The sequence below is a fragment of the Aeromonas sp. 602396 genome, assembly GCF_049173735.1.
Taxonomy (GTDB): domain Bacteria; phylum Pseudomonadota; class Gammaproteobacteria; order Enterobacterales; family Aeromonadaceae; genus Aeromonas; species Aeromonas veronii_A.
The window spans coordinates 40,775-65,856 of record NZ_JAAKSD010000013.1 but is presented as its reverse complement, the minus strand read 5'-3'; the positions used below and the strand labels follow the sequence as shown (position 1 = coordinate 65,856).

Genomic DNA, 25,082 nt, shown 5'->3' with positions numbered 1-25,082 from the left:
TGTTTGTACTGGCTACACTGAGATGAAACTCTAAGGCATAATCCGCATGACACAACCCGTTTTTAGCATCATGTAAGTGAGCCACTGAGGTGGCTATTGAGGAGGGAATTTTGGACAAGAACATGAAAATCCTCATTGTTGACGATTTTTCAACGATGCGCCGGATTATCAAGAACTTGCTTCGCGACCTTGGGTTCAACAATACCCATGAAGCGGATGACGGCAACACAGCATTGCCGATGCTGAAAAATGGTGATTTCCAGTTTGTGGTTACCGACTGGAACATGCCAGGCATGCAAGGTATCGACCTGCTGAAAGCCATTCGTGTCGATGAAAAGCTCAAGCATCTGCCGGTACTGATGGTGACGGCAGAAGCCAAACGCGAGCAGATCATCGAAGCCGCGCAAGCCGGCGTTAACGGTTATATCGTCAAGCCTTTCACTGCAGCAACGCTCAAAGAAAAACTCGACAAAATTTTTGAACGCCTTGGCTAAGGAGCAGCAGGGATGATGGCCAAAACGAAAGCAATGATTTCGCTCGACCAGGCAAGGATGCTTGTTGCTCATCTGGAGCAAGGTGAATTCGAGCTGGCCGATGAACTGCTTGCCAATGTATGTGCCCCCAACGCAGCCGATCTGTTTGAAAAAGTTGGTCAGCTGACCCGACAACTGCATAACTCACTTCAAGAATTTCGTCTCGACCCCCGAATTCCCGATTTGGCCACCCATGACATTCCCGATGCGAGGGAGCGCCTCAATTACGTCATAGATATGACCGACAAGGCTGCTAATCGCACCATGGATGCGGTAGAGGCCAGTCTGCCAATAGCGGATCGCCTGAATGATAATATCCAGCTGGTGATGCCCAACTGGAATGCACTGATGTCCAGAGATATGAGCGTGGGGCAGTTTAAGTCCTTATGCCATCAACTTGATGATTTCATTAAGGCTTCTGAGTCAGATGCCGATAAGTTACGACAACTGCTGACAGAAATTCTGATGGCACAAGACTTTCAGGATTTGACAGGCCAGATGATCCGCAAGGTCATAAAACTGGTTCAGGAAGTTGAAACAAAATTAATAGAAATGCTGACTATGTTTGGTGAGGCTGCAGCTGAGCATTCAACTCGTACTCTCCCTGTGAACGGGATTGAAGCCGAAGGCCCAATCATGAATCCAGAGGCGCGTGCCGATGTAGTCAATGGTCAGGATGATGTGGACGATCTGCTGTCTAGCTTGGGATTCTAATGGAGTGACGCATGGCCTTCGAAGTTGATGAAGACATACTGCAAGACTTTCTGGTCGAAGCATCCGAAATATTGGAACAGTTGTCTGAGCAACTGGTCGACTTGGAAAAGCGGCCTGATGACAAGAATCTGTTAAATGCCATCTTTCGCGGTTTCCATACCGTAAAAGGTGGTGCCGGTTTCCTGTCTTTGGGGGAGTTGGTTGACGTATGCCACGGCGCTGAAAACGTATTTGATATCTTGCGTAATGGCAAGCGAACCGTGACTGCCGAACTGATGGACGTGATCCTGCAAGCGCTGGACGCCATAAACGTCATGTTCGCCCAAGTACAAAACCGTGAAGCGCCAAGTCCTGCGTCTGATGATCTGCTCCATGACCTCCACGAGTTGTGCAAGCCTGAAGGAGAAGAGCAACTCCGAACCGCGACAAGTGGCGCTATTGCCATGGAGCAGGAGGCTGTCACTCCTGTTGTTGAGGTTGTCTCCTACCCCGAGGTTGTTGAACCGATAAACCAGGCCAGCGATCCTGCTCCTGTTAACGGGGGCGGATCCATAGACGAGATTTCAGCTGATGAATTCGAGCGTCTGCTGGATGAGCTGCATGGCGTGGGGGGCACACCAACCAAGAGTGCGGCAGGAGCGACTGTTGCTGGCGAATCTGGCGATATAACCGATGATGAGTTTGAGGCCTTGCTGGATCAACTCCATGGTCAGGGACAGCACATGGGGGCGCCAGAGGTGAATCCTCTGAAGTCGGTGCAAAAAGAGGTGGACGAGCTTATCGATGATGATGAGTTTGAACGCCTGCTTGATGAATTGCATGGTCGTGGCCAAGGTCCTCAGAGTAGTATGGCACCTGCCGCACCTGCCGCACCTGCCGCACCTGCCGCACCTGCCGCACCTGCCGCGGTGACTGCGCCCAAACCGACAACACCTGTAGCCAAACCTGTACAGGCTGACCCCGCAAAACCTGCCGAAGCAGCCAAGGCATCAGCGCCTGCCGCCAAGGCTACGCCAGCTCCTGCCGAAAACAGTGCAGTGCAAAGCGATACGACGGTGCGGGTGGATACCAAGACCCTTGATGTCATTATGAACATGGTAGGTGAGTTGGTACTGGTTCGTAACCGGCTGGTGAGTCTGGGTATTGCCAGTAATGATGAAGAGATGTCAAAGGCGGTTGCCAATCTGGATGTGGTAACGGCTGACCTGCAAGGTGCGGTGATGAAAACCCGCATGCAGCCAATCAAGAAGGTATTTGGTCGTTTCCCGCGCGTGGTGCGTGATCTGGCCAGAACCCTCAAAAAAGAGATTGAGCTGGTGATGGTTGGGGAAGAGACCGACCTCGACAAAAACCTGGTGGAGGCGCTCGCCGATCCTCTTGTTCACCTTGTTCGCAACTCCTGCGATCACGGGGTCGAAATGCCGGATGTGCGAGAGAAAGCGGGCAAGCCGCGGCAAGGGACGATCACCCTTAGCGCCTCCCAGCAAGGCGATCATATCCTGCTTTGCATTGAGGATGATGGCGCCGGGATGGACCCGGAAAAACTCAAGTCTATTGCCATCAGCCGCGGTGTGCTGGATGCAGATACTGCCGCGCGCATGAGTGATAACGATGCCTATAACCTGATCTTTGCCCCCGGATTTTCGACCAAGTCCGAGATCTCCGATATCTCTGGCCGTGGTGTCGGAATGGACGTGGTTAAAACCAGTATTGTCAGCCTCAATGGGTCAGTGCACATCGATTCTACCTGGGGGAAAGGCACCCGTCTCGAAATCAAGGTTCCGTTGACGCTAGCCATTCTGCCGACCCTGATGGTTGAAGTGGGTGAGCAGACCTTCGCTCTTCCCCTTGGTTGTGTGAACGAGATTTTCCATCTGGATCTGAAAAAGGCCAATATGGTCGATGGTCAGCTCACCATCATTGTGCGTGATAAGGCGATTCCCCTCTTTTATCTACACAAGTGGTTGATCCGTGGTACCAACAAGCGCTCACGTCAGGATACCGGGCATGTGGTGATCGTGCAGATTGGCACTCAGCAAATCGGGTTTGTGGTCGACAGCTTGATTGGTCAAGAAGAGGTGGTGATCAAGCCGCTCGATAATCTGCTGCAAGGCACCCCGGGGATGGCTGGTGCAACCATTACCAGCGATGGCGGTATTGCCCTTATTCTGGATGTACCGAGTCTGCTCAAAGCATATGCGCGTAGACATTAATCGCTCAGGCCCAAGGAGTTAGAAAAATAACAATGGCAGTCAAGGTATTAGTTGTCGACGATTCGAGCTTCTTTCGCCGCCGGGTGAGCGAGATAATCAATCAGGATCCCATGCTGACGGTGATAGATACTGCTCAGAATGGGCGTGAAGCCGTAGACAAGGCCATGTCGCTGCGCCCTGATGTGATCACCATGGACATCGAGATGCCCGTGATGGATGGCATCAGTGCAGTGCGGGAGATCATGGCCAAGTGTCCAACTCCCATTCTGATGTTCTCCTCCCTGACTCATGAAGGCGCCAAGGCAACGCTGGATGCACTGGACGCCGGTGCTCTTGACTTCTTGCCCAAAAAATTTGAAGACATTGCCAGAGACAAGGACGAAGCGGTCAGACTGTTGCAACAACGGGTGAAGGAGATCTCCCGCAAGCGCTTCCTGATGACATCCGCTGCTCGCCCCAAAGCACCTGAACCGGTTGCTCGTGCTCCGCTGGGTAGCACTGCGCCCAGATCTTCAGAGCGTCAGCCTGACCTGCAACGCACTGTGCCAAGTGCCTCATTCAAGCGAAGTGGCAAGAGTTATCAATTGGTGGCGATCGGGACTTCTACCGGCGGCCCGGTAGCCTTGCAAAATGTGCTGACCAAGTTGCCAGGGGATTTTCCTCACCCAATATTGCTTATCCAGCATATGCCTGCCACCTTCACCGCAGCTTTTGCTGCCCGTCTAAACGGGTTATGCCAGATAGGTGTCAAGGAGGCCGAGGATGGAGACGTCCTCAAACCGGGCCATGCCTACCTGGCCCCCGGTGGCAAGCAGATGCTGTTGGAGGGTCGTGGTGCAGGCGCCCGTATTCGCATCGTTGATGGCAACGACAAGGTAAATTACAAGCCTTGCGTGGACATTACCTTTGCCTCTGCTGCCAAGACCTATGCCGACAAGGTATTGGCGATTGTGCTAACCGGTATGGGGGCTGATGGCCGTGATGGTGCCAGACTGCTGAAAGAGCAGGGCTCTACAATCTGGGCTCAGGATGAGGCTTCCTGCGTGGTATATGGCATGCCTCAAGCGGTTGCAAAGGCAGGTATTGCCAGTGAATCACTTCCTCTGGACAAGGTGGCCCAGCGTATTCTGGTTGAGTTGGGGCGCTAATCATGGGCTTGCTCGGTCTGCTCCTCGCACTGGGGGCTATTGCTATTGCCCAGCTGTGGCATGGTGGCTCCCTGTTGACGTTGTTGGACGGGCCTGCTTTTCTCATTGTTCTTGGCGGTACAGTTGGTGCCGTTACATTGCAGACCCCTGCCAAGTTTGTTTTGCTGGCATTGCGCCAGTGTCTATGGATTTTCAATCCGCCACGGCAGGATCTCTCTGCCCAGGCTGAACGGCTACAATCCTGGGCTGCCTTTGCACGCCAGCAGGGGCTGCTGGCCCTCGAAAATCAGGCTGAGCAGGAGGAGGACCATTTTACCCGCCAAGGGTTGAACATGATTGTCGATGGTGTCTCCACGGAGGATATTCGCATGTTGCTCGAAGCCGATATCGATATCGAGCAGGAGCGTAATGAACATGCGGCCCGGGTGTTCGAAGCCATGGGGGGATATAGTCCGACTATCGGGATTATCGGCGCTGTCTTGGGCCTTATCCAGGCCATGTTTCATCTTGAAGAGCCATCTGCTCTGGGGGCTGGCATCGCAGTGGCATTTGTGGCAACCATCTATGGTGTCGGGTTTGCCAACCTGATCTATCTACCGATAGCCAACCGGTTGCGAGCGTTTCACTATCACTATGCACTGTTTCAGGAGATGACCCTGGAAGGGCTGTTAGCCATTGCCCATGGTGAGAATGGTTTACAGGTTGAACGTCGGCTCAGGGCCTATTTGAAAGGAGAGTAGCCATGCGCAAGCGCTATCGTTTGCACTTGCAGGGGCGTGAACACCTTGACCGTTGGCTGGTCTCCTATGCCGATTACATGACGCTGATATTTGCTCTGTTTGTGGTGCTCTACTCTGTTGCGCTGGTGAACAAGGACAAATATCGTGCGGTGATAGATGGCATGAGTCAGGCGTTCAGTGTCATGCAGTCTCGCAGTGATGGTCTGCTGGAGGGGCAGGGCAATTCACTGTTGGAGAATGCTGTTTCTGCCTCCCCCTCGTTGCTGGAAAGCGCAACGTCCCCCTCTCCTTCACTTGCCCCCATTTCTGGTGTCCCTGTGCTGCAAGATGGCACGACACTTGCCAAACTTGATATGCAGTTGCAAGAGAGCATGGGGTCACTGGTGGATGCCGGGATAGTCAAAATGACGCAAGACGAGAACTGGCTGACTGTGGAACTCAGTTCAGGTCTGCTGTTTGGCAGTGGCAGCGCCTTTATGGGACCGAATGCTGCACCGGTAATCAATACTCTTTCAAGTATTCTCAAACCGGTCGATAACTATATAAGGGTCCGAGGATATACAGATAACCAACAGATAAATAATGAAATTTATCGTTCTAATTGGGCGCTTTCTGCTGCGAGGGCCGAAGCGGTGCTCAATGGCTTGATTGCTGATGGCATCGCACCCCAGCGTCTGGCCTTTGAGGCATATGGCGAGTTTTCCCCTTTTGCCGATAACAGCACTGAGCAAGGCCGGCTGCAAAATCGCAAGGTTGTGGTCGCAATTTCCAAATTCGCCTGGGTGCCGCCAGCTCCTGTGGCGGTAAAGCCCCCGGTGGTTGCCGAACCGGTTCCTGTGGTGCAGCAGGCGGTGGATGCTGGAGAGATAAAGGTTATCTCTTTGCCCGGTGGCGGCATACGTATAACAACAAGGCAGGATTGATACAGTGATTGTTTGGACGGTTGCCAACCAGAAAGGTGGTGTGGGTAAAACCACCACAGTGGTCTCGCTTGCCGGGATCCTGGCCCAGCGTGGTCAGCGAGTGCTGTTGATTGACACCGATCCTCACGCCTCGCTGACTGCATATCTTGATTTTGATTCAGATCGTCTGGATGGAACCCTCTATGAGTTGTTTCAAGCTGTCAAACCGACAGCCGAGCTTGTCAATAAACTGACGCTCAAGACCAAGTTCGAGAATATCAATTTACTACCCGCATCTATTACCCTGGCGACTCTTGATCGGGTAATGGGAAATCGTGAGGGAATGGGGCTGGTGCTGAAGCGGGCGCTGCTGCGCATTCAGGATCAATATGATTATGTGCTGATCGACTGCCCGCCTGTGCTTGGGGTGATGATGGTCAATGCGCTGGCTGCCTGCGATCGTATTCTTGTGCCGGTTCAGACCGAGTTTCTCGCTCTCAAAGGATTGGAGCGGATGATGAAGACATTCGAGATCATGCAGCGTTCCAAGCGTGACAAATTCCGTTATACCGTGATCCCGACTATGTTCGACAAGCGCACCCGTGCCTCTCTGATGACCTTGAAGTCGATCAAGGATCAATATGGAGATTCAGTGTGGAATGCTGTGATCCCTATTGATACCAAGTTTCGGGATGCCAGCTTGCTGCATATCCCCCCGTCTATCTATTCTCCCGGGAGTCGTGGAACCTATGCCTATGAGACGCTGCTCAACCATCTTGATGCCCTTGAGCGGCAACGGGTTCATGAGGTGACGGCATGAGAGATACCATTCAAGTACGGGCGATGGATGACTATTTCCACTCCCTGCTGCTCGATGAGCCGCTGGTGCTGGATGAGGTGGAAGAGGTTCAATCCGCCCCTGTTTTACAGTTGCAACGTCAGCCCCACAGCGTCCCCGAGGTGGTTGCTGCACCTTATTTGGAAAGTGATCCACGCCTTGCCCAGCTTGGCGAACTGTTGGCTCAGGTGGGACAAGTTCAGTTTGAAAATGATGCCTTCACCCAGGAGGTGACACTGACGGCCCCATTGGAGATTGTGGCCGAGGAGTCATTGTTGCCGGTAGAGCCTGAATGGCCTGAGGAGGTGCTGCTGCCCGAAGTTGCAGAGCCCCACACCACCATCTTGACTGAAACTGCGCTGGAGGTTGCTCCGGTAGAAGCCACTGAACCTGTCACTTGGGAGAATATCGATACCGGTAAAGAGTTTCAGGCCCTCTTTTTTGAAGTCGCGGGCGTGACGTTTGCGGTGCCGTTGACCGAGCTTGGTGGTATTCACCAGTTGGGCGAGATCACCTCCCTGTTTGGCCAGCCGGGCTGGTACAAGGGGATCATGACCTCTCGCGAGCAGAAGATGAATGTGGTCGATACCGCCCAGTGGGTCATGCCGGGTCAGCATCTCGAGATGGATGATTACAAGTATCTGATTATGCTTGGTGAATCGCCGTGGGGATTAGCCTGCCACCATCTCAAAGGGACTGAATTGTTACACCGTGACCAGGTTAAATGGCGCCATCAGGAGGGCAAGCGCCCTTGGTTGGCGGGCATGGTCAAAGAAAAAATGTGTGCCCTGTTACACGTTCGTGAACTGCTCTTGTTGCTGGAGCGTGGGGTTAACATAGAAGGTCGCTGATAACTTCTGCAATCGAGCTGTTTTATTGCTAGTTTTAGCAGTAGACGTTTTCATAAAAGGAATAAAAACATGACAGAAAAGCGCAATATCGCACAGAATCTGGCCGAAGATGAAGTGCTGCAATGGGTAACCTTCCAGCTGGAAAACGAAACCTACGGCATCAATGTGATGCAGGTTCAGGAGGTGTTGCGCTACACCGAAATTGCACCGGTGCCGGGTGCGCCTGAGTACGTACTGGGGATCATCAACCTGCGTGGCAATGTGGTGACTGTCATCGATACCCGTTCCCGTTTCGGTCTGCCTTCCGGCGATGTGAGCGAAAATTCCCGGATTGTGATCATCGAAGCCGAGAAGCAGGTGATTGGCATCATGGTCGACAGCGTGGCAGAAGTGGTATATCTGAAATCTTCCGAAATCGATGCTGCTCCAGCTGTAGGTACCGAAGAGAGCGCCAAGTTCATTCAGGGGGTCAGCAACCGTGATGGGCAACTGCTGATCCTAGTTGACTTGAACAAGCTGCTCTCCGATGAAGAGTGGGAAGATATCGGTTCCCTCTGATAAGTAAGGTGATGTTTTGATAATCGAGATGGTTGCCTTGGGGTTGTCCCTGATTGCCTTGGCGTTTGCCTCTTATATCTGGTTCAAGAGCAAGCGTAGCAAGCAGGAGTCCGAGGCTAGTGTGGCAACGCTGCAAGGTCAGTTGGAAAGCTTGCGCAAGCAGATGATGGAGCTTCATACCGGCGCCATCGGCATGGGACAGCGGTTACAGTCGGTAGAAGGGGCGATGCAGCAGGTCAATGAACGCCAGCAAGAATTGACCATGCAGGATCCCGAGCGACGGCTTTACAGTCGAGCGGCCAAGATGGTCGAACTGGGCGCCGACCTTGATGAGGTCATGAGTGAGTGCGAGTTGCCAAAGGCAGAAGCCGAGCTCTTGATATCGTTGCGAAAAGGCCGCTCTTGATGATTCAGGAAGGCAACTTGCCTTCCTGAATTTTTTCTGTTGCATGTATGGCGCTCTTTCATGGAGCGCCATGTACAGTGATCGAGAAGAATAGTTATTTGCTAATACTGGTTTGTTATGAGGTTTCCAGTTTGATCTATTTGGATGCCTTTGATTGTCATCATTTTCCACGCCTATTTTTCCTTGTGCGCGATCTTCTCCACAAAAACAGTGGATGAAGGGCATCTTGGAAAAGACGTATTCCAATACTGTGTTAAGATGCAAGCCGCTTCATTTTCTCTGAAAAAATCTCCATGCTGCTTCAAGTTAACAATCTGAGCTGCGTGCGTGAAGATCGCACTCTGTTTGAACATCTCTCCTTTGCGGTAGTTCCCGGTGATCTGGTGCAAATTGAAGGTCCCAACGGGGTTGGCAAGACCAGCCTGCTGCGTCTGCTGACTGGCCTGTCTCAGCCGTTTTCCGGTGAAGTGTGCTGGAATGGTGAAAATATTCGCCATTGCCGTGATGAGTACCATGCCAATCTGCTCTATCTCGGTCATCAGCCCGGGGTCAAAGCTGCCTTGACTCCGCTCGAAAATCTCGCCTTTTATCAGAAGCTGCATCATGTATCCCGGCAGACAGTGGATTTGTGGCAGGTGCTTGCCCAGGTTGGGTTGGCCGGTTTTGAAGAGAACCCGACCGGACAGCTCTCGGCAGGTCAACAGCGTCGGGTGGCTCTGGCCAGGCTCTGGCTCAGTGACAAACCGGCTCTCTGGATCCTGGATGAGCCTTTTACCGCCATTGATAAGCAGGGGGTCAAGGTGCTGGAGAGGTTGTTTCTGGCTCATGCCGAGCGGGGGGGGATGGTGATCCTCACCACTCATCAGGATATGACGCTGATGCAGGGTCGACTGAAAACACTCTCGCTTACGCCCTTGCTGCAGGAGTAGTTTCGATGTTGCGTGCCGTCATGTATTTGATCCACCGCGAGTTATTGATGGCCCTGCGCCAGCGTGCAGATATTCTTAACCCGCTCTGGTTTTTCCTTATTGTCATCACCCTGTTCCCACTCGGTATCGGCCCTGAGCCCAAGTTGTTGGCTCGCATTGCTCCCGGCATCATCTGGGTGGCAGCCTTGCTGGCGGCCATGCTGTCGCTGGAGCGACTGTTTCGCGACGACTTTGGCGACGGTTCGTTGGAGCAGATCATGTTGATGCCCCATTCACTCGGGTTGCTGGCGCTGGCCAAAGTGATTGCTCACTGGTTACTGACTGGATTGCCGCTGCTGCTGATTTCGCCCTTGCTGGCAATTTTGCTATCGCTGGATATGAACAGTTATCTGGCGGTAGTCGCCACTCTGGCACTCGGCACACCGGTGCTGAGCCTGCTCGGTGCAGTCGGGGTTGCCCTGACGGTCGGGTTGCGCAAGGGCGGAGTGCTGCTCAGTCTGCTTATCCTGCCGCTCTATATTCCGGTACTGATTTTTGCCACCTCTGCAATTGATGCGGCGGGGATGGGCTTGCCCTATGGCGGACAGCTTGCCATTCTGGCCGCCATGCTGGTTGGTGCCCTGACGCTGACGCCGTTGGCCGTTTCGGCCGCATTGAGGGTCAGTCTTAACTGATGATCTATTGGTAGAACGCAACATGGTTTCGCATGGGGCATTCTTTTCCAGAAATAAAGTTGCGATGGATCAAGCGGATTGCCGCTTATTGCTTTCGAGGTATTTGATGTTATCCCGAGGTCAGTATGTTAGGCCTCGCCAAACAATTAATAACAAAAAGGTTTGTGAGTTATGTGGAAATGGTTGCACCCTTACGCTAAACCCGAACGGGCCTATCGGCTGGCTGGGACCCTGTTGCCCTGGTTTGCTGTGATAAGTCTGCTATCGTTCATCATCGGCACTGTCTGGGGACTGGCTTTTGCCCCCGCCGATTATCAGCAGGGTGACTCCTTCCGGATCATCTATATCCATGTTCCTTCCGCCATTCTTTCGATGGGGGCCTACTCCACCATGGCAGTTGCCGCCTTTATCGGGCTGGTATGGCAACTGCGGATGGCGGACATGACGGTGGCGGCTATCGCACCTGTCGGCGCTGTGTTCACTTTTATTGCACTGTTTACCGGTGCCGCCTGGGGCAAGCCCATGTGGGGAACCTGGTGGGTGTGGGATGCACGGCTCACCTCTGAGCTGATCCTGCTGTTTCTCTATCTCGGCGTGATTGCCCTCTACAACGCCTTCAGTGACAAGGTGGTTGCTGGCCGTGCTGCCGGCATTCTGGCACTGGTGGGGGTGATCAACCTCCCCATCATTCACTACTCGGTGGAGTGGTGGAACACCTTGCACCAGGGGGCCACTATCACCAAGTTTGACAAACCCTCCATCTCTCCCGAGATGCTTTGGCCACTGCTCATCATGATCTTGGCGTTTGTTGCCTTTCTCGGGGCCCTTACCCTGATGCGTTTTCGAAACGAGCTCTTGATGCGGGAGTGGCATCGTCCCTGGGTTCAAGAGATTGCCGAACAGGAGAAGTAAGCATGCACTTTGCCTCATTCAGTGACTTTTTGGCGATGGGCGGTTACGCCTTCTACGTCTGGCTCTCCTTCGGTCTGACCCTGCTCTGTCTGGTCGGTATCATCATTTCTACCCGCATGAAAACCCGTCGTCTGTTTAATGAGTTACGCAGCAAGCAGGCACGCGAGAGCCGTCGCAAGGCGGCCCGGCAGATGGAGAACACCCTATGAACCCGAGACGCAAAAAACGCCTCACCATCATTCTGGCCATCACCCTGGGCCTCGCCACCGTGAGCGGCCTGGTGCTTTACGCCCTCAGTCAGAATATCGACCTCTTCTATACCCCGAGCGAGCTGGTGGAAGGGAAGGGGCCGGACAAGATCAAACCGGAAGAGGGGCAGCGCCTGCGCATTGGTGGTCTGGTGGTCCCCGGCACTGTCAAGCGCGATCCGAACAGCCTCAAGGTTAGCTTCAACCTGATCGACAATGGTGGTCATCAGGTGATGGTGCAATTTGATGGCATCCTGCCGGATCTGTTCCGCGAGGGGCAGGGGATTGTGGCGCAAGGAACTCTCAAGGATGCCACCACGGTCGAAGCGTTCGAGGTACTGGCCAAACACGATGAAAACTACATGCCGCCAGAAGTGGCCGATGCCACCAGTGGCATGCACTTCAAACCTGAATACACCGATGCGCAGTTGAAGGGGAATAAGCCATGATCCCGGAATTAGGACAGTTTGCGCTGATCCTGGCCTTTGCCACCTCCCTGTTGCTGGGTAGCTATCCGCTGCTTGGCGCAAGTCGGGGGCGTCTTGGCATGATGTCGGCGGCTCGTCCGCTCGCCTATGCCCAGTTTTTGTTGCTGCTGCTGTCGTTTCTCTGCCTGACCTGGGCCTTTATCGATAACGACTTTACCGTGCAGTATGTGGCCACTAACTCCAACAGCCTGCTGCCGCTCGCCTATCGTATCTCGGCGGTGTGGGGGGCCCACGAAGGTTCCCTGCTGCTGTGGGTACTGACCCTAGGTGGCTGGACTGCGGCGGTAGCCATGTTCAGCCGCCGTCTGCCGCTCGATGCGGTGGCGCGGGTGCTCGGCGTGTTGGGGCTGATCTCGGTCGGTTTCACCGCGTTCGTGCTGTTCACCTCTGATCCCTTCACCCGCACCTTGCCCTATTTTCCGGTCGATGGCCGTGACCTCAATCCGCTGCTGCAGGATCCGGGTCTGATCTTCCATCCGCCGATGCTCTACATGGGTTATGTAGGATTCTCGGTGGCATTTGCCTTCGCCATAGCCTCATTGATGACCGGTCGTCTTGATGCAACCTGGGCCCGCTGGTCGCGCCCCTGGACCATGGCGGCCTGGGTATTCCTGACCCTCGGCATAGTGCTGGGCTCCTGGTGGGCCTACTACGAGCTCGGTTGGGGCGGCTGGTGGTTCTGGGATCCGGTAGAAAATGCCTCCTTCATGCCCTGGTTGGCGGGTACCGCTCTGCTGCATTCGCTGGCGGTGAGCGAGAAGCGCGCCACCTTCAAGGCGTGGACCGTGCTGCTGGCCCTTTCGGCCTTCTCGCTGAGCCTGCTTGGTACCTTCCTAGTGCGCTCCGGCGTGCTGGTGTCGGTCCATGCGTTTGCCTCCGACCCGACCCGCGGCCTGTTTATTCTCGGCTTCCTGCTGGCGGTGATCGGTTCATCCTTGCTGCTGTTTGCCTTTAAAGGTTCGCAGGTGAAAAGCCACGGCAAGCATGAGCTGTGGAGTCGCGAAACCCTGCTGCTTTGCAACAACATCATGCTGGTGGCTGGCCTGCTGACTGTGCTGCTCGGCACCTTGCTGCCGCTGGTGCACAAGGAGCTGGGGCTGGGGAGCATCTCTATCGGTACTCCCTTCTTCAACCATATCTACAGTTGGCTGATCATTCCGTTTGCCCTGCTGCTGGGGGTTGGTCCGCTGTTTCGCTGGCGCCGCCAGGAGCTTGGCGAGCTCAAGGGCAAGGTGATTCTTGCGCTGGTGCTGAGCCTGGCAGCAGCCCTGCTGTTGCCGCTGATCTTTGCCGAAACCTTCAAGCCGTGGGCTGCGGTGGGGATTGGTCTTGGGGCCTGGGTCATCGTTACCAGCCTGCAGGAGACCTGGGTGCGCGCGACCCACAAGCACAGCTTTGCGGTCGGTGTGCGCAAGCTTGGCAACAGTCACTGGGCTATGATCCTTGGCCATGTGGGGCTGGCAGTCAGCATCATAGGTATCGCCTGCACCCAGAACTACAGCATCGAGAAGGATCTGCGGATGCAGGCGGGTGATCGGGTGCACTTTGCCGATTACGAGTTCGTTTTTGCCGGGATCAAAGAGAAGAACGGCCCCAACTACGATGGCTTCAAGGGCGTGCTGGAAGTGCACAAAAATGGCAAGCAGGTCGCCCTGCTCAAGCCCGAGAAGCGGATGTACACAGTGACCCGGATGCCGATGACCGAAGCGGCCATCGATGCCGGTTTCACGCGAGATCTTTATGCGGCCCTTGGCGAGCAGCTAGACAACAATGCCTGGGCAGTGAGGATCTACTACAAGCCGTTCGTGCGCTGGATCTGGTTCGGCGGCGTCTTTATGGCTATCGGTGGCGTGCTGGCGATGCTCGACAAGCGTTACCGTTTCGGCCGTCGTGAGGAGGAAGCCAAGGCATGAACAAAAAGCTCTGGTTGTTTTTAATTCCCTTTATCGTTTTTTTGCTGGGGGCTGTGTTCCTGTTCAAGGGGCTCTACTCCGATCCCACCAAGCTCGAATCTGTGATGGTGGGCAAGGAGGTACCGGTGTTTACCCTGCAGGACATTTACGATCTGAACAAACAGCACGATCGCAGTATCCTGACCGGTCGCCCCATGCTGCTCAACGTTTGGGCCACCTGGTGCCCGACCTGCTACGGCGAGCACACCTACCTCAAACAGTTGGCAGGGCAGGGCATTCCCATCATCGGCATGAACTACAAGGATGAGCGCGACAAGGCGATCAAATGGCTGGCGGAGCTGGGCAACCCCTATCTGGTCAATCTCTATGATCCGGACGGCATGCTGGGACTGGATCTTGGGGTGTACGGCGCGCCGGAGACCTTCTTTATCGACAGCAAGGGGATCATCCGTTATCGCCACGTGGGGGATATCAATCCCGAGAACTGGGTGTCGACCCTCAAACCCATCTTTGATGCCATGAAGTGAGGGGCGTGCTGATGAGAGTATTTATTGCTTCCCTGCTGCTGTTGCTGGGATGGGTGGTACAAACGCCGGTCATGGCTGCTATCGATGTCTACACCTTCGACAACGACAATCAGGAGCAGGTCTTTCGCGAACTGACCAAAGAGCTGCGCTGCCCCAAGTGCCAGAACCAGGATATCGCCGATTCCAATGCGGGGCTGGCCAAGGACTTGCGTGACAAGACCTACCAGATGGTGCGCGAGGGTAAGGATAAAGAGGAGATCGTGGACTATATGGTTGCCCGCTATGGCAACTTTATCCTCTATAACCCGCCCCTGATGGCATCGACCCTGATCCTCTGGCTTGGCCCGCTGTTAGTGATCGTTATCGGCATCGGCGTGGTGGTGATACGTAGCCGACGCTCTGCGGCAACGTCAGAGCCTGTGGAAAGCACCCTGAGCGATGAAGAGCAGCGTCGCCTGGCCGAGCTGCTCAAAGAGGAAGAGAAACAATGACCGCCTTTTGGATTGTGATTGCGGCCCTGCTGGTGCTGGTGAGTCTGGCTCTGGTGTTACCGTTGTGGCGCAGTGAGGGAAACCAGAGCATCAGTCGCTCGGCGCTCAACAAACAGCTCTATCGTCAGCGCTTGCTAGAGATTGGCGAGGAGCGAGAGCAGGGTGTGCTTGCCGAGGAGCCCGAATCGCTGGTCGAGTTGCAGCGCAGCCTCTTGGATGATATTCCCGATGTGGAGCAGACAGCCCGCAGTGGCAAGAGTCTGAGCTGGATCCCAGGTGTGCTGGTGCTGGTGGTGGTGAGCCTGGGTATCTACTACAAGCTGGGTTCATGGCAGGAGGTGAGCCGCTGGCAGGATGCCAGCAGCCGTCTTGGCGAGCTGAGCAACCGCATTCTGGTGGAGCGGGATGCCCAGGTAACCGAGCAGGATCTGCTGGACTTCACGCTGGCACTGCGTACCCGCCTAAAGGATGAACCGAACGACTACCGCGGCTGGTTGCTGCTCGGACGTTTGGCGCTGGATGGCAATGATCCCGAGATGGCCAACGATGCGCTGTCGCGTGCCTACAAGCTTGCTCCCCAGAAATCGCTGGTGGCGGTGCCCTATGCCCAAGCGCTGATGATGACGGGGGAGGAGGTGCAGGCCGATGCACTGCTGCGTGCAGCCATCGCGCAGGAGCCTGATAATATCGAGGCGCGCTCCGTCTATGCCTTTATGGCGCTGCAGAAAGAGGACTTCCAGACCGCGCTGTCTCGCTGGCAGGCGATGTTGCCCTTGATGGAAAAAGGCTCTCCCCGTTATGTGATGGTTGAGCGCTCCATGGAGTATGCCCGCACGCAGCTCAAGCAGCGTGGCATAGAGGTGACGAATTCAGGCGCAGCCAAAACGGGAACAGAGCAGGTAAAGCAGTCTGACGTTAATGAGGGAGAGTTCCCCATCCACATCACGCTGGCTGCGGGCATCCAGATGCCGGAAGATGCTCACCTCTTCGTCTTTGCCGTGGTGCCCAACGGACCACCCATGCCCATCGCGGTGAAACGTATCGCTGGGCCAACCCTGCCTGTCACCCTTTCACTGGGGGATGGTGACGCCATGATGGAGGGCAGCAAGCTGGAAGCGTATCCAGAACTGCAGTTCAAGGCACGTCTCTCCCGCGGTGGCAATGTGATGAACAAGGAAGGAGCCTTCGAAGGGGTATCCGTGCCGGTCAAGACGGCCGAGACCCCTACTGCTCCGATTGACATCCGTATCGATCACGCCCTCTAATATGTCCTTTGAATAACCCGGCTCCTTGATAGGGGCCGGGTTATCTATACTTCTGATAAATCAAAATAAAACGTCAGGACAATCATATGTATCTTCGTTCAGGGGCCATACTGGCAGCCCTCTTGCTGGCTGGTTGTGCCGGTGGCCCGCCCAAGCCTGGCCCAGAGAGTCTGGATCTCAATCCCGGTATGAATCGTCCGGGCGCCACCAGTACGGCGGCCGACCCGCGTGATCCCTTCCAGGGAGCAAACCGGGCCATGTGGGCGGTCAATTATGATGTGCTGGAGCCCTATGTAGCACGTCCTGTGGTACATGCTTACGCTCGCTATATTCCGGTGGGGGTGAAGGATGGCATTGCCAACTTTGTTGCCAACTTTGATGAACCGAGCAGCATGGTGAACCACCTGATCACCGGTGATTTGAAGGGGGCGGGGACCAACCTGGGGCGCTTTACCCTCAACACCACCGTCGGTCTGCTGGGTATCTTCGATGTGGCCAAACATGCCGGTCTCGAGCGCAACAAGCTGGAGATGGACACAGTGCTGGGCAGGGCCGATATCGGTAATGGTGCCTACATCATGGTGCCTGTCTACGGCCCGACCACCACTCGGGAGCTGGTTGGTGACACCATTGACACCATCTACTTCCCCTATGCCTTGCTGACTATCCCGTTAAGGGTTACTCATTGGGTTCTGGATGGCTTGGGCAATCGCGCCAAGCTGATCGATCAGGAGCGGATCATCGACAACTCCCTCGACCCCTATGCGCTAACCAAGGACTTCTACCTGCAATATAACCAGGGCAAGGTGACGGGCAAGCAGACCGAGCTGAAAGCGTCTCAGCAAGAGCAGGCCGACGATGCCAATCTGGATGAATACATGGACGAGCTGGACCAGTAAACTGGCTATCTCGATATGTAAAAGGCGCCTGCGGGCGCCTCTTTCATTTACGCAGCCATCTAGATATAAAAAAACGCCCCGCAGTGCGGGGCGTTTTGGCAAGCGAGGCTGATTAGGCAGCCAAGTTCTTGGCCACGAATTCCCAGTTAACCAGAGCCCAGAAGGTTTCCATGTACTTCGGACGCAGGTTGCGGAAGTCGATGTAGTAGGCGTGCTCCCACAGGTCAACGGTCAGCAGCGGGGTGGTACCGGCTTCAGTCAGCGGGCAGCCAGCGTTGGAGGTGTTGACGATAGCCAGAGAGCCGTCAGCTTTTTTCACCAGCCAAGTCCAGCTGGAACCGAAGTTGCCGATGGCTGATTTGGTGAAGGCATCTTTGAACTCGGCGAAGGAGCCGAATGCCTTGTTGATAGCATCAGCCAGGGCGCCAGTCGGCTCGCCACCGCCATTCGGGGAGAGGCAGTGCCAGTAGAAGGTGTGGTTCCAGATCTGGGCGGCGTTGTTGAAGATGCCGCCGTTGGAGGTCTTGATGATCTCTTCCAGAGACTTGCCTTCAAACTCGGTACCCGGCACCAGATTGTTCAGGTTGACCACGTAGGTGTTGTGGTGCTTGCCGTGGTGATATTCCAGAGTTTCCTGGGAGATGTGCGGTTCCAGAGCGTTGATTGCATAGGGCAGAGCGGGAAGTTCGAATGCCATTTTCTACTCTCCATTGGCTGGACCGTGCGAAGGCGACGGTTGCAAGACATTGCGTACTCTTTTCTATATGTGAAAAGAGTTGTTTTTAAAATGATGGGGCTGGGTAGCCCAAAGCCAAGGGATTGTAGCAGTATCAAAGATGGCCTAACAACTCTTGATTGGCGCCATGATCGCGATCAATCCTGTGTGGGTTCTTTGCACAATTCGAGCCGGGTCACCCCTTTGTCAGTTTGTGCTCGGGCAAGATTGCAGTAGAATGGCCGCCGAAATCGCTCTAGTGAGGCACCTATGGAAACTATTGAAAAGATTAAGCAGCAGCTGGCTGACAACCCCATCATCATCTACATGAAGGGCTCCCCCAAGCTACCCAGCTGTGGCTTCTCTGCCCAGGCCTCCCAGGCTCTGATGTCCTGCGGCGAGCCGTTTGCCTACGTTGATATCCTGCAGAATCCGGATATCCGCGCCGAATTGCCAAAATTCGCCAACTGGCCGACCTTCCCGCAACTGTGGGTTGAAGGTGAGCTGATCGGTGGCTGTGACATCATGATCGAGATGTTCCAGGCTGGCGAGTTGCAGGCTCTGATCAAAGAGACTGCTGCCAAGTACAAGAAAGATGATGCAGCAGCCGAGTAATCGGTCCTGTGTTGTCGATAGGGAGCCACATCGGCTCCTTTTTTATTATCCCGGTTCTGGCAGGCAAGCAACTGATTGTCGGTTGCAAAAAGCAACGCGTTCGCCCTGAAAAATCTAATCTTTGCCGCTTTGTTTTGGAGTTGTTAACCATATTGATTTCCCAATCTGCGATTACTTTTTTTAATCATTTTGGATTCAAGTGTTGCTGCCATCACATTTTTTGATAATTTCACCGTGACGCAGTCTCTTTGTAGATTTTTTTGTGTTTATGCTCACATTAATTGCAAGTGATAGAACCTAGTATCGCTTCGCCCTGTGAAATAAAACCCTACAAATTAATAAATAAAAAGAGATTTGCGATGAAGATGTATAGCAATCTGCCCATTGGTCTTCATGATATTACCGAAGCCAAAAAAAGACTGACCAACCATATATACAAGACCGCGCAATTACCCTCTAACTACATCAGCGAACGTTGCCATGGCGAGGTTTACCTCAAGCTTGAAAACATGCAACGTACAGGCTCTTTTAAAATTCGCGGTGCCTTCAACAAACTCAGTTCATTAAGTCTGGAGGATCGTCAAAAAGGTGTTGTCGCCTGCTCTGCCGGTAATCACGCGCAGGGGGTATCTTTGTCCAGTGCCATGCTGGGAATTGATGCCAAGGTGGTCATGCCTTGCTGTGCACCAAAATCAAAAATTGCTGCAACCAGCGATTATTCGGCGGAAGTTATTCTGCATGGCAATAGTTTCAATGACACCATTGCCAAAGTCAGCGAAATCGTGGAGATGGAAGGCCGCGTATTTATTCCCCCCTTTGACGATGCAAAAGTGATTGCCGGTCAGGGCACCATTGGCCTGGAAATTATCGAAGATTTGTATGATGTCGATAACATCATAGTGCCGATCGGTGGCGGTGGTTTGATTGCCGGTGTTGCCATGGCTATCAAATCTATTAATCCGACCATCAAGGTGATTGGTGTGCAATCCGAGAATGTGCACGGTATGGCGGCCTCTTTCTATGCCGGTACCATGACCAATCACAGAACCAGCAGCACGCTGGCCGATGGCTGTGATGTGGCAAGACCCGGTTCACTGACCTTCGAAATCGTCAAACAATTGGTGGATGATATTGTACTGGTCACCGAGGATGATATTCGTCATAGCATGGTTGACCTTATTCAGCGCAACAAGGTGATTACCGAAGGGGCGGGAGCTCTGGCCTCGGCAGCGCTGCTCAGTGGCAAGCTGAAACATTATGTCGAAGGTAAAAAGACCGTCAGCATTATTTCGGGTGGCAATATTGATCTGACCCGGATCGCCGAAATTATCGAACAGAACAATATTCGTCATTTTAGCCTGTAAGGAATGCAGTCATGATATTAGACAGTGTTGTCACCGGCAGTAAAGAGAATACGCGTGCATGGCGTAAATCGGATACCACATGGGGATTAGGTCTGTTCGGTACTGCTATCGGGGCGGGGGTCTTGTTCTTTCCAATCCGGGCCGGATATGGTGGCCTGATACCTATATTAATCATGTTGGTGCTGGCTTACCCTATTGCATTTTATTGCCACAGGGCGTTGGCCAGATTATGTCTTTCTGGCAGCAATCCATCGGCAAATATTACCGAGACCGTTGAAGAACATTTTGGCAAAATGGGTGGGGTAGTGATTACCTTCCTCTATTTCTTTGCCATCTGCCCACTGCTGTGGATATATGGTGTGACGATCACCAATACCTTTATGGCATTCTGGGAGCATCAACTGCAAATGGCGCCGCTTAATCGGGGTGTTGTCGCCCTTGGGCTGCTGCTATTGATGGCATTTGTGATCTATTTTGGTAAGGATCTGATGGTTCGCGTAATGAGCTATCTGGTATTTCCTTTCATCGCCAGCCTAGTGGTCATCTCTCTCTCCCTCGTTCCGTACTGGAATAGTGCCGTCTTTGATCAGGTCAACCTTAGCGAGATATCCATGTTCGGTCACGATGGTATTCTGGTCACCGTCTGGCTGGGGATCTCCATCATGGTTTTCTCCTTCAACTTCTCGCCGATTGTCTCCTCTTTCATCGTCTCCAAGCGGGAAGAGTATGAGCAGGAGTTCGGTCGTGATTTTACCGAGAAGCGCTGCTCGAAGATTATCTCCGGTGCCAGCATGCTGATGGTGGCCGTGGTGATGTTCTTTGCCTTCAGCTGCCTGTTTACCCTGTCGCCGCAAAATATGGCGGAAGCCAAGGCCCAGAATATTCCGGTGCTCTCCTATCTGGCCAACCACTTCTCCTCGATGACGGGCAGCAAGTCTGCGTTTGCCACCACTCTGGAGTATGCGGCGTCCATTATCGCGCTGGTTGCTATCTTCAAATCCTTCTTCGGCCACTATCTGGGGACGCTGGAAGGGTTGAACGGCCTTATCCTCCGCTTTGGCTACCAGGGCGACAAGAGCAAGGTTTCCAGTAAAAAACTCAATATGGTCAGTATGTTGTTCATCATGGGCTCCACCTGGCTGGTCGCTTATGTGAACCCCAACATCCTCGACCTGATTGAGGCAATGGGGGCGCCGATCATCGCTTCCCTGCTCTGTCTGCTGCCGATGTATGCCGTCAACAAGACACCGGCACTGGCAAAATATAAAGGTCAGGCCAGCAACCTGTTTGTCACCATCATAGGTGTGCTGACCATCCTGAATATTGTTTCCAAGCTGTTCTGAAAACCTTTTCTGCAAGTCATCAGCCATTCAGATCCCCTTGGCGGGGTCTGCATGGCGTAGTCAGAAGCGCGCAATAACCGGTTCTTGGTTGGCCCAATTATTTGGGCCGAGGGCAAGGCTATCCGTTATTTGGCCACTAAACACAGTGGTAAATATGTTCTGACAGCAGTGACTCGACAGCATAAATATCGAGGCGATGTAATGAAGTTTGATTCGTTGGTTCTGGTTATCAATTGCGGCTCTTCGTCGGTCAAATTCTCGGTACTGGATAGTAAAACCTGCGAGGTGGTGATATCCGGTATGGCGGATGGTATTGAGACGGCCCATCCCCAATTGCAAGTGGGTAAAGAGCCCGCAATGTCATTAGCTGAAAATAACCACACCTGTGCATTGGCTGCCATCGCGGCGGAATTGAAAAAACGGGATCTGCTGGATGCCATTGCACTGGTGGGTCATCGCATTGCTCATGGTGGCAGTGAATTTAGCGAAGCCGTGATCATTGATGAACATGTATTGGCCAAAATAAAGCAGGTGTCACCCTTGGCTCCCCTGCACAATCACGCCAATTTGAGTGGTGTGATGGCGGCTCGTCAGCTATTTCCCACACAACCCCAAATTGCGGTATTTGATACCGGTTTTCACCAGACCCTGAAGCCGGAAGCCTATATCTATGGGCTGCCTTACCAATATCTGCAGGATTATGGCGTGCGCCGCTATGGCTTCCATGGCACCTCCCATCGCTATGTCGCCGAGCAGGCGGTCTCCTTCCTTGGGTTGAATGGCCACGATGCCGGTCTGGTCATTGCTCATCTGGGTAATGGCGCCTCTGTTTGCGCAGTACAGGATGGCAAGAGCGTCGATACCTCGATGGGGATGACGCCGCTGGAGGGGCTGATCATGGGCAGCCGCAGCGGTGATATCGATTTTGGCGTGCTGGCCTATATCGCCAGCAAGACGGGGCAATCCATCGAGGATATCGAGCGGGTATTGAACAAGCAGTCCGGCCTGCTGGGTATTTCGGGGCTCTCCTCCGATATGCGGGTATTGGAAGCTGCCTATCACGAAGGACATCCCGGGGCAAAATTGGCCATTCACGCTTTTGTCCATCGTATTGCCCGCCATATCGGCGGCCATGCCACCTCATTGCGCCGGCTGGATGCCGTTATTTTCACCGGCGGGATCGGCGAGAACTCGGCCTTTATCAGAAAGCTGGTATGCGAACGACTTCAGGTATTTGGCGTAGCGATCAGTGAGCCGTTTAACCAGCGTCCCAATAGCGAGGGCTGCCGGGTGATTTCGGCGGCAGAGTCCATGGTGCTGGCGGCGGTTATTCCCACCAATGAAGAGAAAATGATCGCACTGGATGCCATTCGTCTGGGGCAGCTGGTTCGTCAGGCCGAGTGCGTCTGACATCTTCCACTGTAGTGTCATGAGTAGTGAATGAGGTTTATTTGATGAAAGTTGATATGCAATTGGATCAGGATAAATTCCGTCAGGCATGGCAAGGGTTTGCCGGTGAAAACTGGAAGCACGAGATCAACGTCCGTGATTTTATCCAGCAGAACTACACCCCCTATGAAGGTGACGAGCAGTTTTTAGCAGATGCGACCGAAGCGACCACCACTTTGTGGAATAAGGTGATGGAGGGGATCCGCATCGAGAATGCCACCCACGCGCCGGTCGATTTTGATACCAATATTGCCACGACCATCACCGCCCACGGGCCGGGCTATATCGAGCAGGGGCTGGAAAAGATTGTTGGCCTGCAAACCGACAAGCCCCTTAAAAGAGCGCTGCACCCGTTTGGCGGCGTAAATATGATCCGCAGCTCTTTTGAAGCATATGGCCGGGAGATGGATCCCGAATTTGAATATACCTTCAGCGAATTGCGCAAAACCCATAACCAGGGCGTGTTCGACGTCTACTCTCCCGAGATGTTGCGCTGCCGAAAATCAGGGGTATTGACCGGTTTGCCGGATGGTTACGGCCGTGGTCGCATTATCGGAGATTATCGTCGGGTGGCGCTCTATGGCATAGATTATCTAATCCGTGAACGGGAGCTGCAGTTTGCCGATCTGCAACCGGCTCTCGAGCGGGGAGAGCAGCTGGAGCAGGTGATCCGCCAGCGCGAGGAGCTGGCCGAGCACAAGCGGGCACTGGTGCAGATCAAGCAGATGGCGGCCAGCTATGGCTTTGACATCTCCGGGCCGGCACGCACTGCCCAGCAGGCGGTGCAGTGGCTCTACTTTGCTTATCTGGCGGCGGTGAAGTCGCAAAATGGTGGGGCCATGTCCCTCGGTCGTACCGCTACCTTCCTCGACATCTATATCGAGCGGGATCTGAAGGCGGGGCTTATCAACGAGCAGGATGCCCAGGAGCTGGTCGATCACTTCATCATGAAGATCCGCATGGTGCGCTTCCTGCGTACTCCCGAGTTTGACTCCCTCTTCTCCGGCGATCCCATCTGGGCCACCGAGGTGATCGGCGGCATGGGGCTGGATGGTCGCACCCTGGTGACCAGGAACTCCTTCCGTTATCTCCATACCCTCAAGACCATGGGGCCGGCGCCCGAGCCTAACCTCACCATCCTCTGGGCGGAAGGGTTGCCACGTGCCTTCAAGACCTATGCGGCCCGCGTCTCCATCGATACCTCATCCCTGCAGTATGAGAATGATGACCTGATGCGCACCGATTTCGAGAGCGATGACTACGCCATCGCCTGCTGCGTGAGCCCGATGGTGATCGGCAAGCAGATGCAGTTCTTCGGTGCACGCGCCAACCTGGCCAAGACCCTGCTCTATTGCATCAACGGCGGCGTGGACGAGAAGCTGAAGATCCAGGTTGGTCCGAAAGTGGCGCCCATCATGGACGAGGTGCTGGATTACGAGACCGTCATGGCGAGCCTCGACAGCTTTATGGATTGGCTGGCGGTGCAGTACATCAGCGCGTTGAACCTGATCCACTACATGCACGACAAGTACAGCTATGAGGCCTCGCTGATGGCGCTGCACGATCGCGACGTCTATCGCACCATGGCCTGCGGCATTGCCGGTCTGTCGGTGGCGGTCGATTCGCTGGCGGCCATCAAGTACGCCCGGGTCAAGCCGGTGCGTGATGCTGACGGGCTGGCGGTCGATTTCGTAATTGAGGGGGAGTATCCCCAGTACGGCAACAATGACGAGCGGGCCGACTCCATCGCCTGCGATCTGGTCGAGCGCTTTATGAAGAAGATCCAGGCGTTGCCGACCTACCGCAATGCTGTGCCGACCCAGTCGATCCTGACCATCACCTCCAACGTGGTCTATGGTCAGAAGACCGGCAACACCCCTGATGGTCGCCGTGCCGGTGCCCCGTTTGCACCGGGAGCCAACCCGATGCACGGTCGGGATCGCAAGGGGGCGGTTGCTTCACTCGCCTCGGTGGCCAAGCTGCCGTTCAAATACGCCAAGGACGGGATCTCCTACACTTTCTCCATCGTGCCGGGGGCGCTCGGCAAGGAGCCGGCCAATCGCGAGAACAATCTGGTGGGGCTGATGGATGGCTACTTCCATCATGAGCGGGATGTGGAAGGGGGTCAGCACCTCAACGTCAACGTGATGAACCGCGAGATGCTGCTGGATGCCATCGACAATCCGGACAAGTACCCCAGCCTGACCATCCGGGTCTCCGGTTATGCGGTGCGCTTCAACGCCCTGACCCGCGAGCAGCAGCAGGACGTCATCTCCAGAACCTTCACCAACATGATGTAACTCTCATGCCCGGGGTGAGCAGGCTTGCTCCGGGCCTACTTTTTGTT

Annotated in this window: 26 protein-coding genes; 25 read left to right on the top strand and 1 reads right to left on the bottom strand. The window is 54.3% G+C overall.

From position 1 onward, the window contains the following. The first annotated feature begins 110 nt into the window (after positions 1-110). The 20 genes from cheY to G5229_RS15320 all read left to right on the top strand — a co-directional run bounded on the left by cheY (position 111) and on the right by G5229_RS15320 (position 17,249). Positions 111-494 (top strand): chemotaxis response regulator CheY, encoded by a 384-nt coding sequence (cheY, locus tag G5229_RS15415; protein WP_041234108.1) that lies wholly within the window; start codon positions 111-113, stop codon positions 492-494. A 12-nt stretch (positions 495-506) separates the two neighbouring features. Beyond that, positions 507-1,247: a protein phosphatase CheZ gene (locus G5229_RS15410; protein ID WP_216951803.1), complete on the top strand. Its 741-nt coding sequence runs from the start codon at positions 507-509 to the stop codon at positions 1,245-1,247. 11 nt (positions 1,248-1,258) lie between these two features. Then, positions 1,259-3,460, top strand: coding sequence for a chemotaxis protein CheA (locus tag G5229_RS15405; protein WP_421209529.1), 2,202 nt, complete (start codon positions 1,259-1,261; stop codon positions 3,458-3,460). 32 nt (positions 3,461-3,492) lie between these two features. Further along, positions 3,493-4,608: a protein-glutamate methylesterase/protein-glutamine glutaminase gene (locus tag G5229_RS15400; protein ID WP_227341083.1), complete on the top strand. Its 1,116-nt coding sequence runs from the start codon at positions 3,493-3,495 to the stop codon at positions 4,606-4,608. A 2-nt stretch (positions 4,609-4,610) separates the two neighbouring features. Then, positions 4,611-5,348 (top strand): flagellar motor protein, encoded by a 738-nt coding sequence (locus G5229_RS15395; RefSeq protein WP_227341082.1) that lies wholly within the window; start codon positions 4,611-4,613, stop codon positions 5,346-5,348. A gap of 2 nt (positions 5,349-5,350) precedes the next feature. Beyond that, positions 5,351-6,271 carry a flagellar motor protein MotB gene (locus tag G5229_RS15390; protein ID WP_216951800.1) on the top strand — a complete coding sequence of 307 codons (921 nt, stop codon included), beginning with the start codon at positions 5,351-5,353 and terminating at the stop codon, positions 6,269-6,271. Between the two features lie 4 nt (positions 6,272-6,275). Further along, a complete protein-coding gene (locus G5229_RS15385; protein WP_005334696.1) occupies positions 6,276-7,070 on the top strand; it encodes a ParA family protein in 795 nt (264 codons plus the stop codon). Further along, positions 7,067-7,939 carry a chemotaxis protein CheW gene (locus G5229_RS15380; protein ID WP_421209526.1) on the top strand — a complete coding sequence of 291 codons (873 nt, stop codon included), beginning with the start codon at positions 7,067-7,069 and terminating at the stop codon, positions 7,937-7,939. The genes G5229_RS15385 and G5229_RS15380 overlap by 4 nt, the downstream gene beginning before the upstream one ends. 69 nt (positions 7,940-8,008) lie before the next feature. Next, positions 8,009-8,497 carry a chemotaxis protein CheW gene (locus tag G5229_RS15375; RefSeq protein ID WP_005343991.1) on the top strand — a complete coding sequence of 163 codons (489 nt, stop codon included), beginning with the start codon at positions 8,009-8,011 and terminating at the stop codon, positions 8,495-8,497. Between the two features lie 28 nt (positions 8,498-8,525). Continuing rightward, positions 8,526-8,903 (top strand): DUF2802 domain-containing protein, encoded by a 378-nt coding sequence (locus G5229_RS15370; protein WP_168769852.1) that lies wholly within the window; start codon positions 8,526-8,528, stop codon positions 8,901-8,903. A 293-nt stretch (positions 8,904-9,196) separates the two neighbouring features. After that, positions 9,197-9,832 (top strand): cytochrome c biogenesis heme-transporting ATPase CcmA, encoded by a 636-nt coding sequence (gene ccmA, locus G5229_RS15365; RefSeq protein WP_216951798.1) that lies wholly within the window; start codon positions 9,197-9,199, stop codon positions 9,830-9,832. 5 nt (positions 9,833-9,837) lie between these two features. Further along, the gene (gene ccmB / locus G5229_RS15360; RefSeq protein WP_216951797.1) at positions 9,838-10,506 is read left to right on the top strand and encodes a heme exporter protein CcmB; all 669 of its coding nucleotides are present in this window, start codon (positions 9,838-9,840) and stop codon (positions 10,504-10,506) included. Positions 10,507-10,677: 171 nt separating this feature from the next. Then, the gene (locus G5229_RS15355) at positions 10,678-11,418 is read left to right on the top strand and encodes a heme ABC transporter permease (RefSeq protein WP_216951796.1); all 741 of its coding nucleotides are present in this window, start codon (positions 10,678-10,680) and stop codon (positions 11,416-11,418) included. A 2-nt stretch (positions 11,419-11,420) separates the two neighbouring features. Then, positions 11,421-11,627, top strand: a complete 207-nt coding sequence (gene ccmD / locus G5229_RS15350; RefSeq protein ID WP_216951795.1) for a heme exporter protein CcmD — start codon at positions 11,421-11,423, stop codon at positions 11,625-11,627. Continuing rightward, positions 11,624-12,115: a cytochrome c maturation protein CcmE gene (ccmE, locus tag G5229_RS15345; protein ID WP_005344003.1), complete on the top strand. Its 492-nt coding sequence runs from the start codon at positions 11,624-11,626 to the stop codon at positions 12,113-12,115. Before ccmD ends, ccmE begins: the two co-directional genes overlap by 4 nt. After that, positions 12,112-14,067, top strand: a complete 1,956-nt coding sequence (locus G5229_RS15340) for a heme lyase CcmF/NrfE family subunit (RefSeq protein ID WP_216951794.1) — start codon at positions 12,112-12,114, stop codon at positions 14,065-14,067. The genes ccmE and G5229_RS15340 overlap by 4 nt, the downstream gene beginning before the upstream one ends. After that, on the top strand, positions 14,064-14,594 hold the full coding sequence (locus G5229_RS15335; RefSeq protein ID WP_279505510.1) for a DsbE family thiol:disulfide interchange protein: 531 nt from the start codon (positions 14,064-14,066) through the stop codon (positions 14,592-14,594). Before G5229_RS15340 ends, G5229_RS15335 begins: the two co-directional genes overlap by 4 nt. Positions 14,595-14,605: 11 nt before the next feature. Beyond that, positions 14,606-15,085, top strand: a complete 480-nt coding sequence (locus tag G5229_RS15330) for a cytochrome c-type biogenesis protein (RefSeq protein WP_227341076.1) — start codon at positions 14,606-14,608, stop codon at positions 15,083-15,085. Continuing rightward, positions 15,082-16,350 carry a c-type cytochrome biogenesis protein CcmI gene (gene ccmI / locus G5229_RS15325; RefSeq protein WP_421209524.1) on the top strand — a complete coding sequence of 423 codons (1,269 nt, stop codon included), beginning with the start codon at positions 15,082-15,084 and terminating at the stop codon, positions 16,348-16,350. The genes G5229_RS15330 and ccmI overlap by 4 nt, the downstream gene beginning before the upstream one ends. 86 nt (positions 16,351-16,436) lie before the next feature. After that, positions 16,437-17,249: an MlaA family lipoprotein gene (locus G5229_RS15320; protein ID WP_216951790.1), complete on the top strand. Its 813-nt coding sequence runs from the start codon at positions 16,437-16,439 to the stop codon at positions 17,247-17,249. 112 nt (positions 17,250-17,361) lie between these two features. On the opposite strand, the gene sodB is transcribed toward G5229_RS15320, so the two are convergent. After that, positions 17,362-17,946, bottom strand: a complete 585-nt coding sequence (gene sodB, locus G5229_RS15315; RefSeq protein WP_005334664.1) for a superoxide dismutase [Fe] — start codon at positions 17,944-17,946, stop codon at positions 17,362-17,364. Positions 17,947-18,234: 288 nt separating this feature from the next. Between sodB and G5229_RS15310 the strand changes: the two genes are divergently transcribed. From G5229_RS15310 to pflB, 5 genes are all read left to right on the top strand, one after another. Further along, positions 18,235-18,579 carry a Grx4 family monothiol glutaredoxin gene (locus tag G5229_RS15310; protein WP_005353650.1) on the top strand — a complete coding sequence of 115 codons (345 nt, stop codon included), beginning with the start codon at positions 18,235-18,237 and terminating at the stop codon, positions 18,577-18,579. Between the two features lie 359 nt (positions 18,580-18,938). Next, a complete protein-coding gene (tdcB, locus tag G5229_RS15305; protein ID WP_421209521.1) occupies positions 18,939-19,943 on the top strand; it encodes a bifunctional threonine ammonia-lyase/L-serine ammonia-lyase TdcB in 1,005 nt (334 codons plus the stop codon). Positions 19,944-19,954: 11 nt separating this feature from the next. Continuing rightward, positions 19,955-21,286, top strand: a complete 1,332-nt coding sequence (gene tdcC / locus G5229_RS15300) for a threonine/serine transporter TdcC (RefSeq protein WP_279505501.1) — start codon at positions 19,955-19,957, stop codon at positions 21,284-21,286. Positions 21,287-21,487: 201 nt separating this feature from the next. Then, positions 21,488-22,696 carry a propionate kinase gene (tdcD, locus tag G5229_RS15295; RefSeq protein WP_421209519.1) on the top strand — a complete coding sequence of 403 codons (1,209 nt, stop codon included), beginning with the start codon at positions 21,488-21,490 and terminating at the stop codon, positions 22,694-22,696. Between the two features lie 44 nt (positions 22,697-22,740). Continuing rightward, complete coding sequence (pflB, locus tag G5229_RS15290; RefSeq protein ID WP_421209517.1) at positions 22,741-25,035, top strand: formate C-acetyltransferase; 2,295 nt, start codon at positions 22,741-22,743, stop codon at positions 25,033-25,035. Positions 25,036-25,082: the final 47 nt, after the last annotated feature.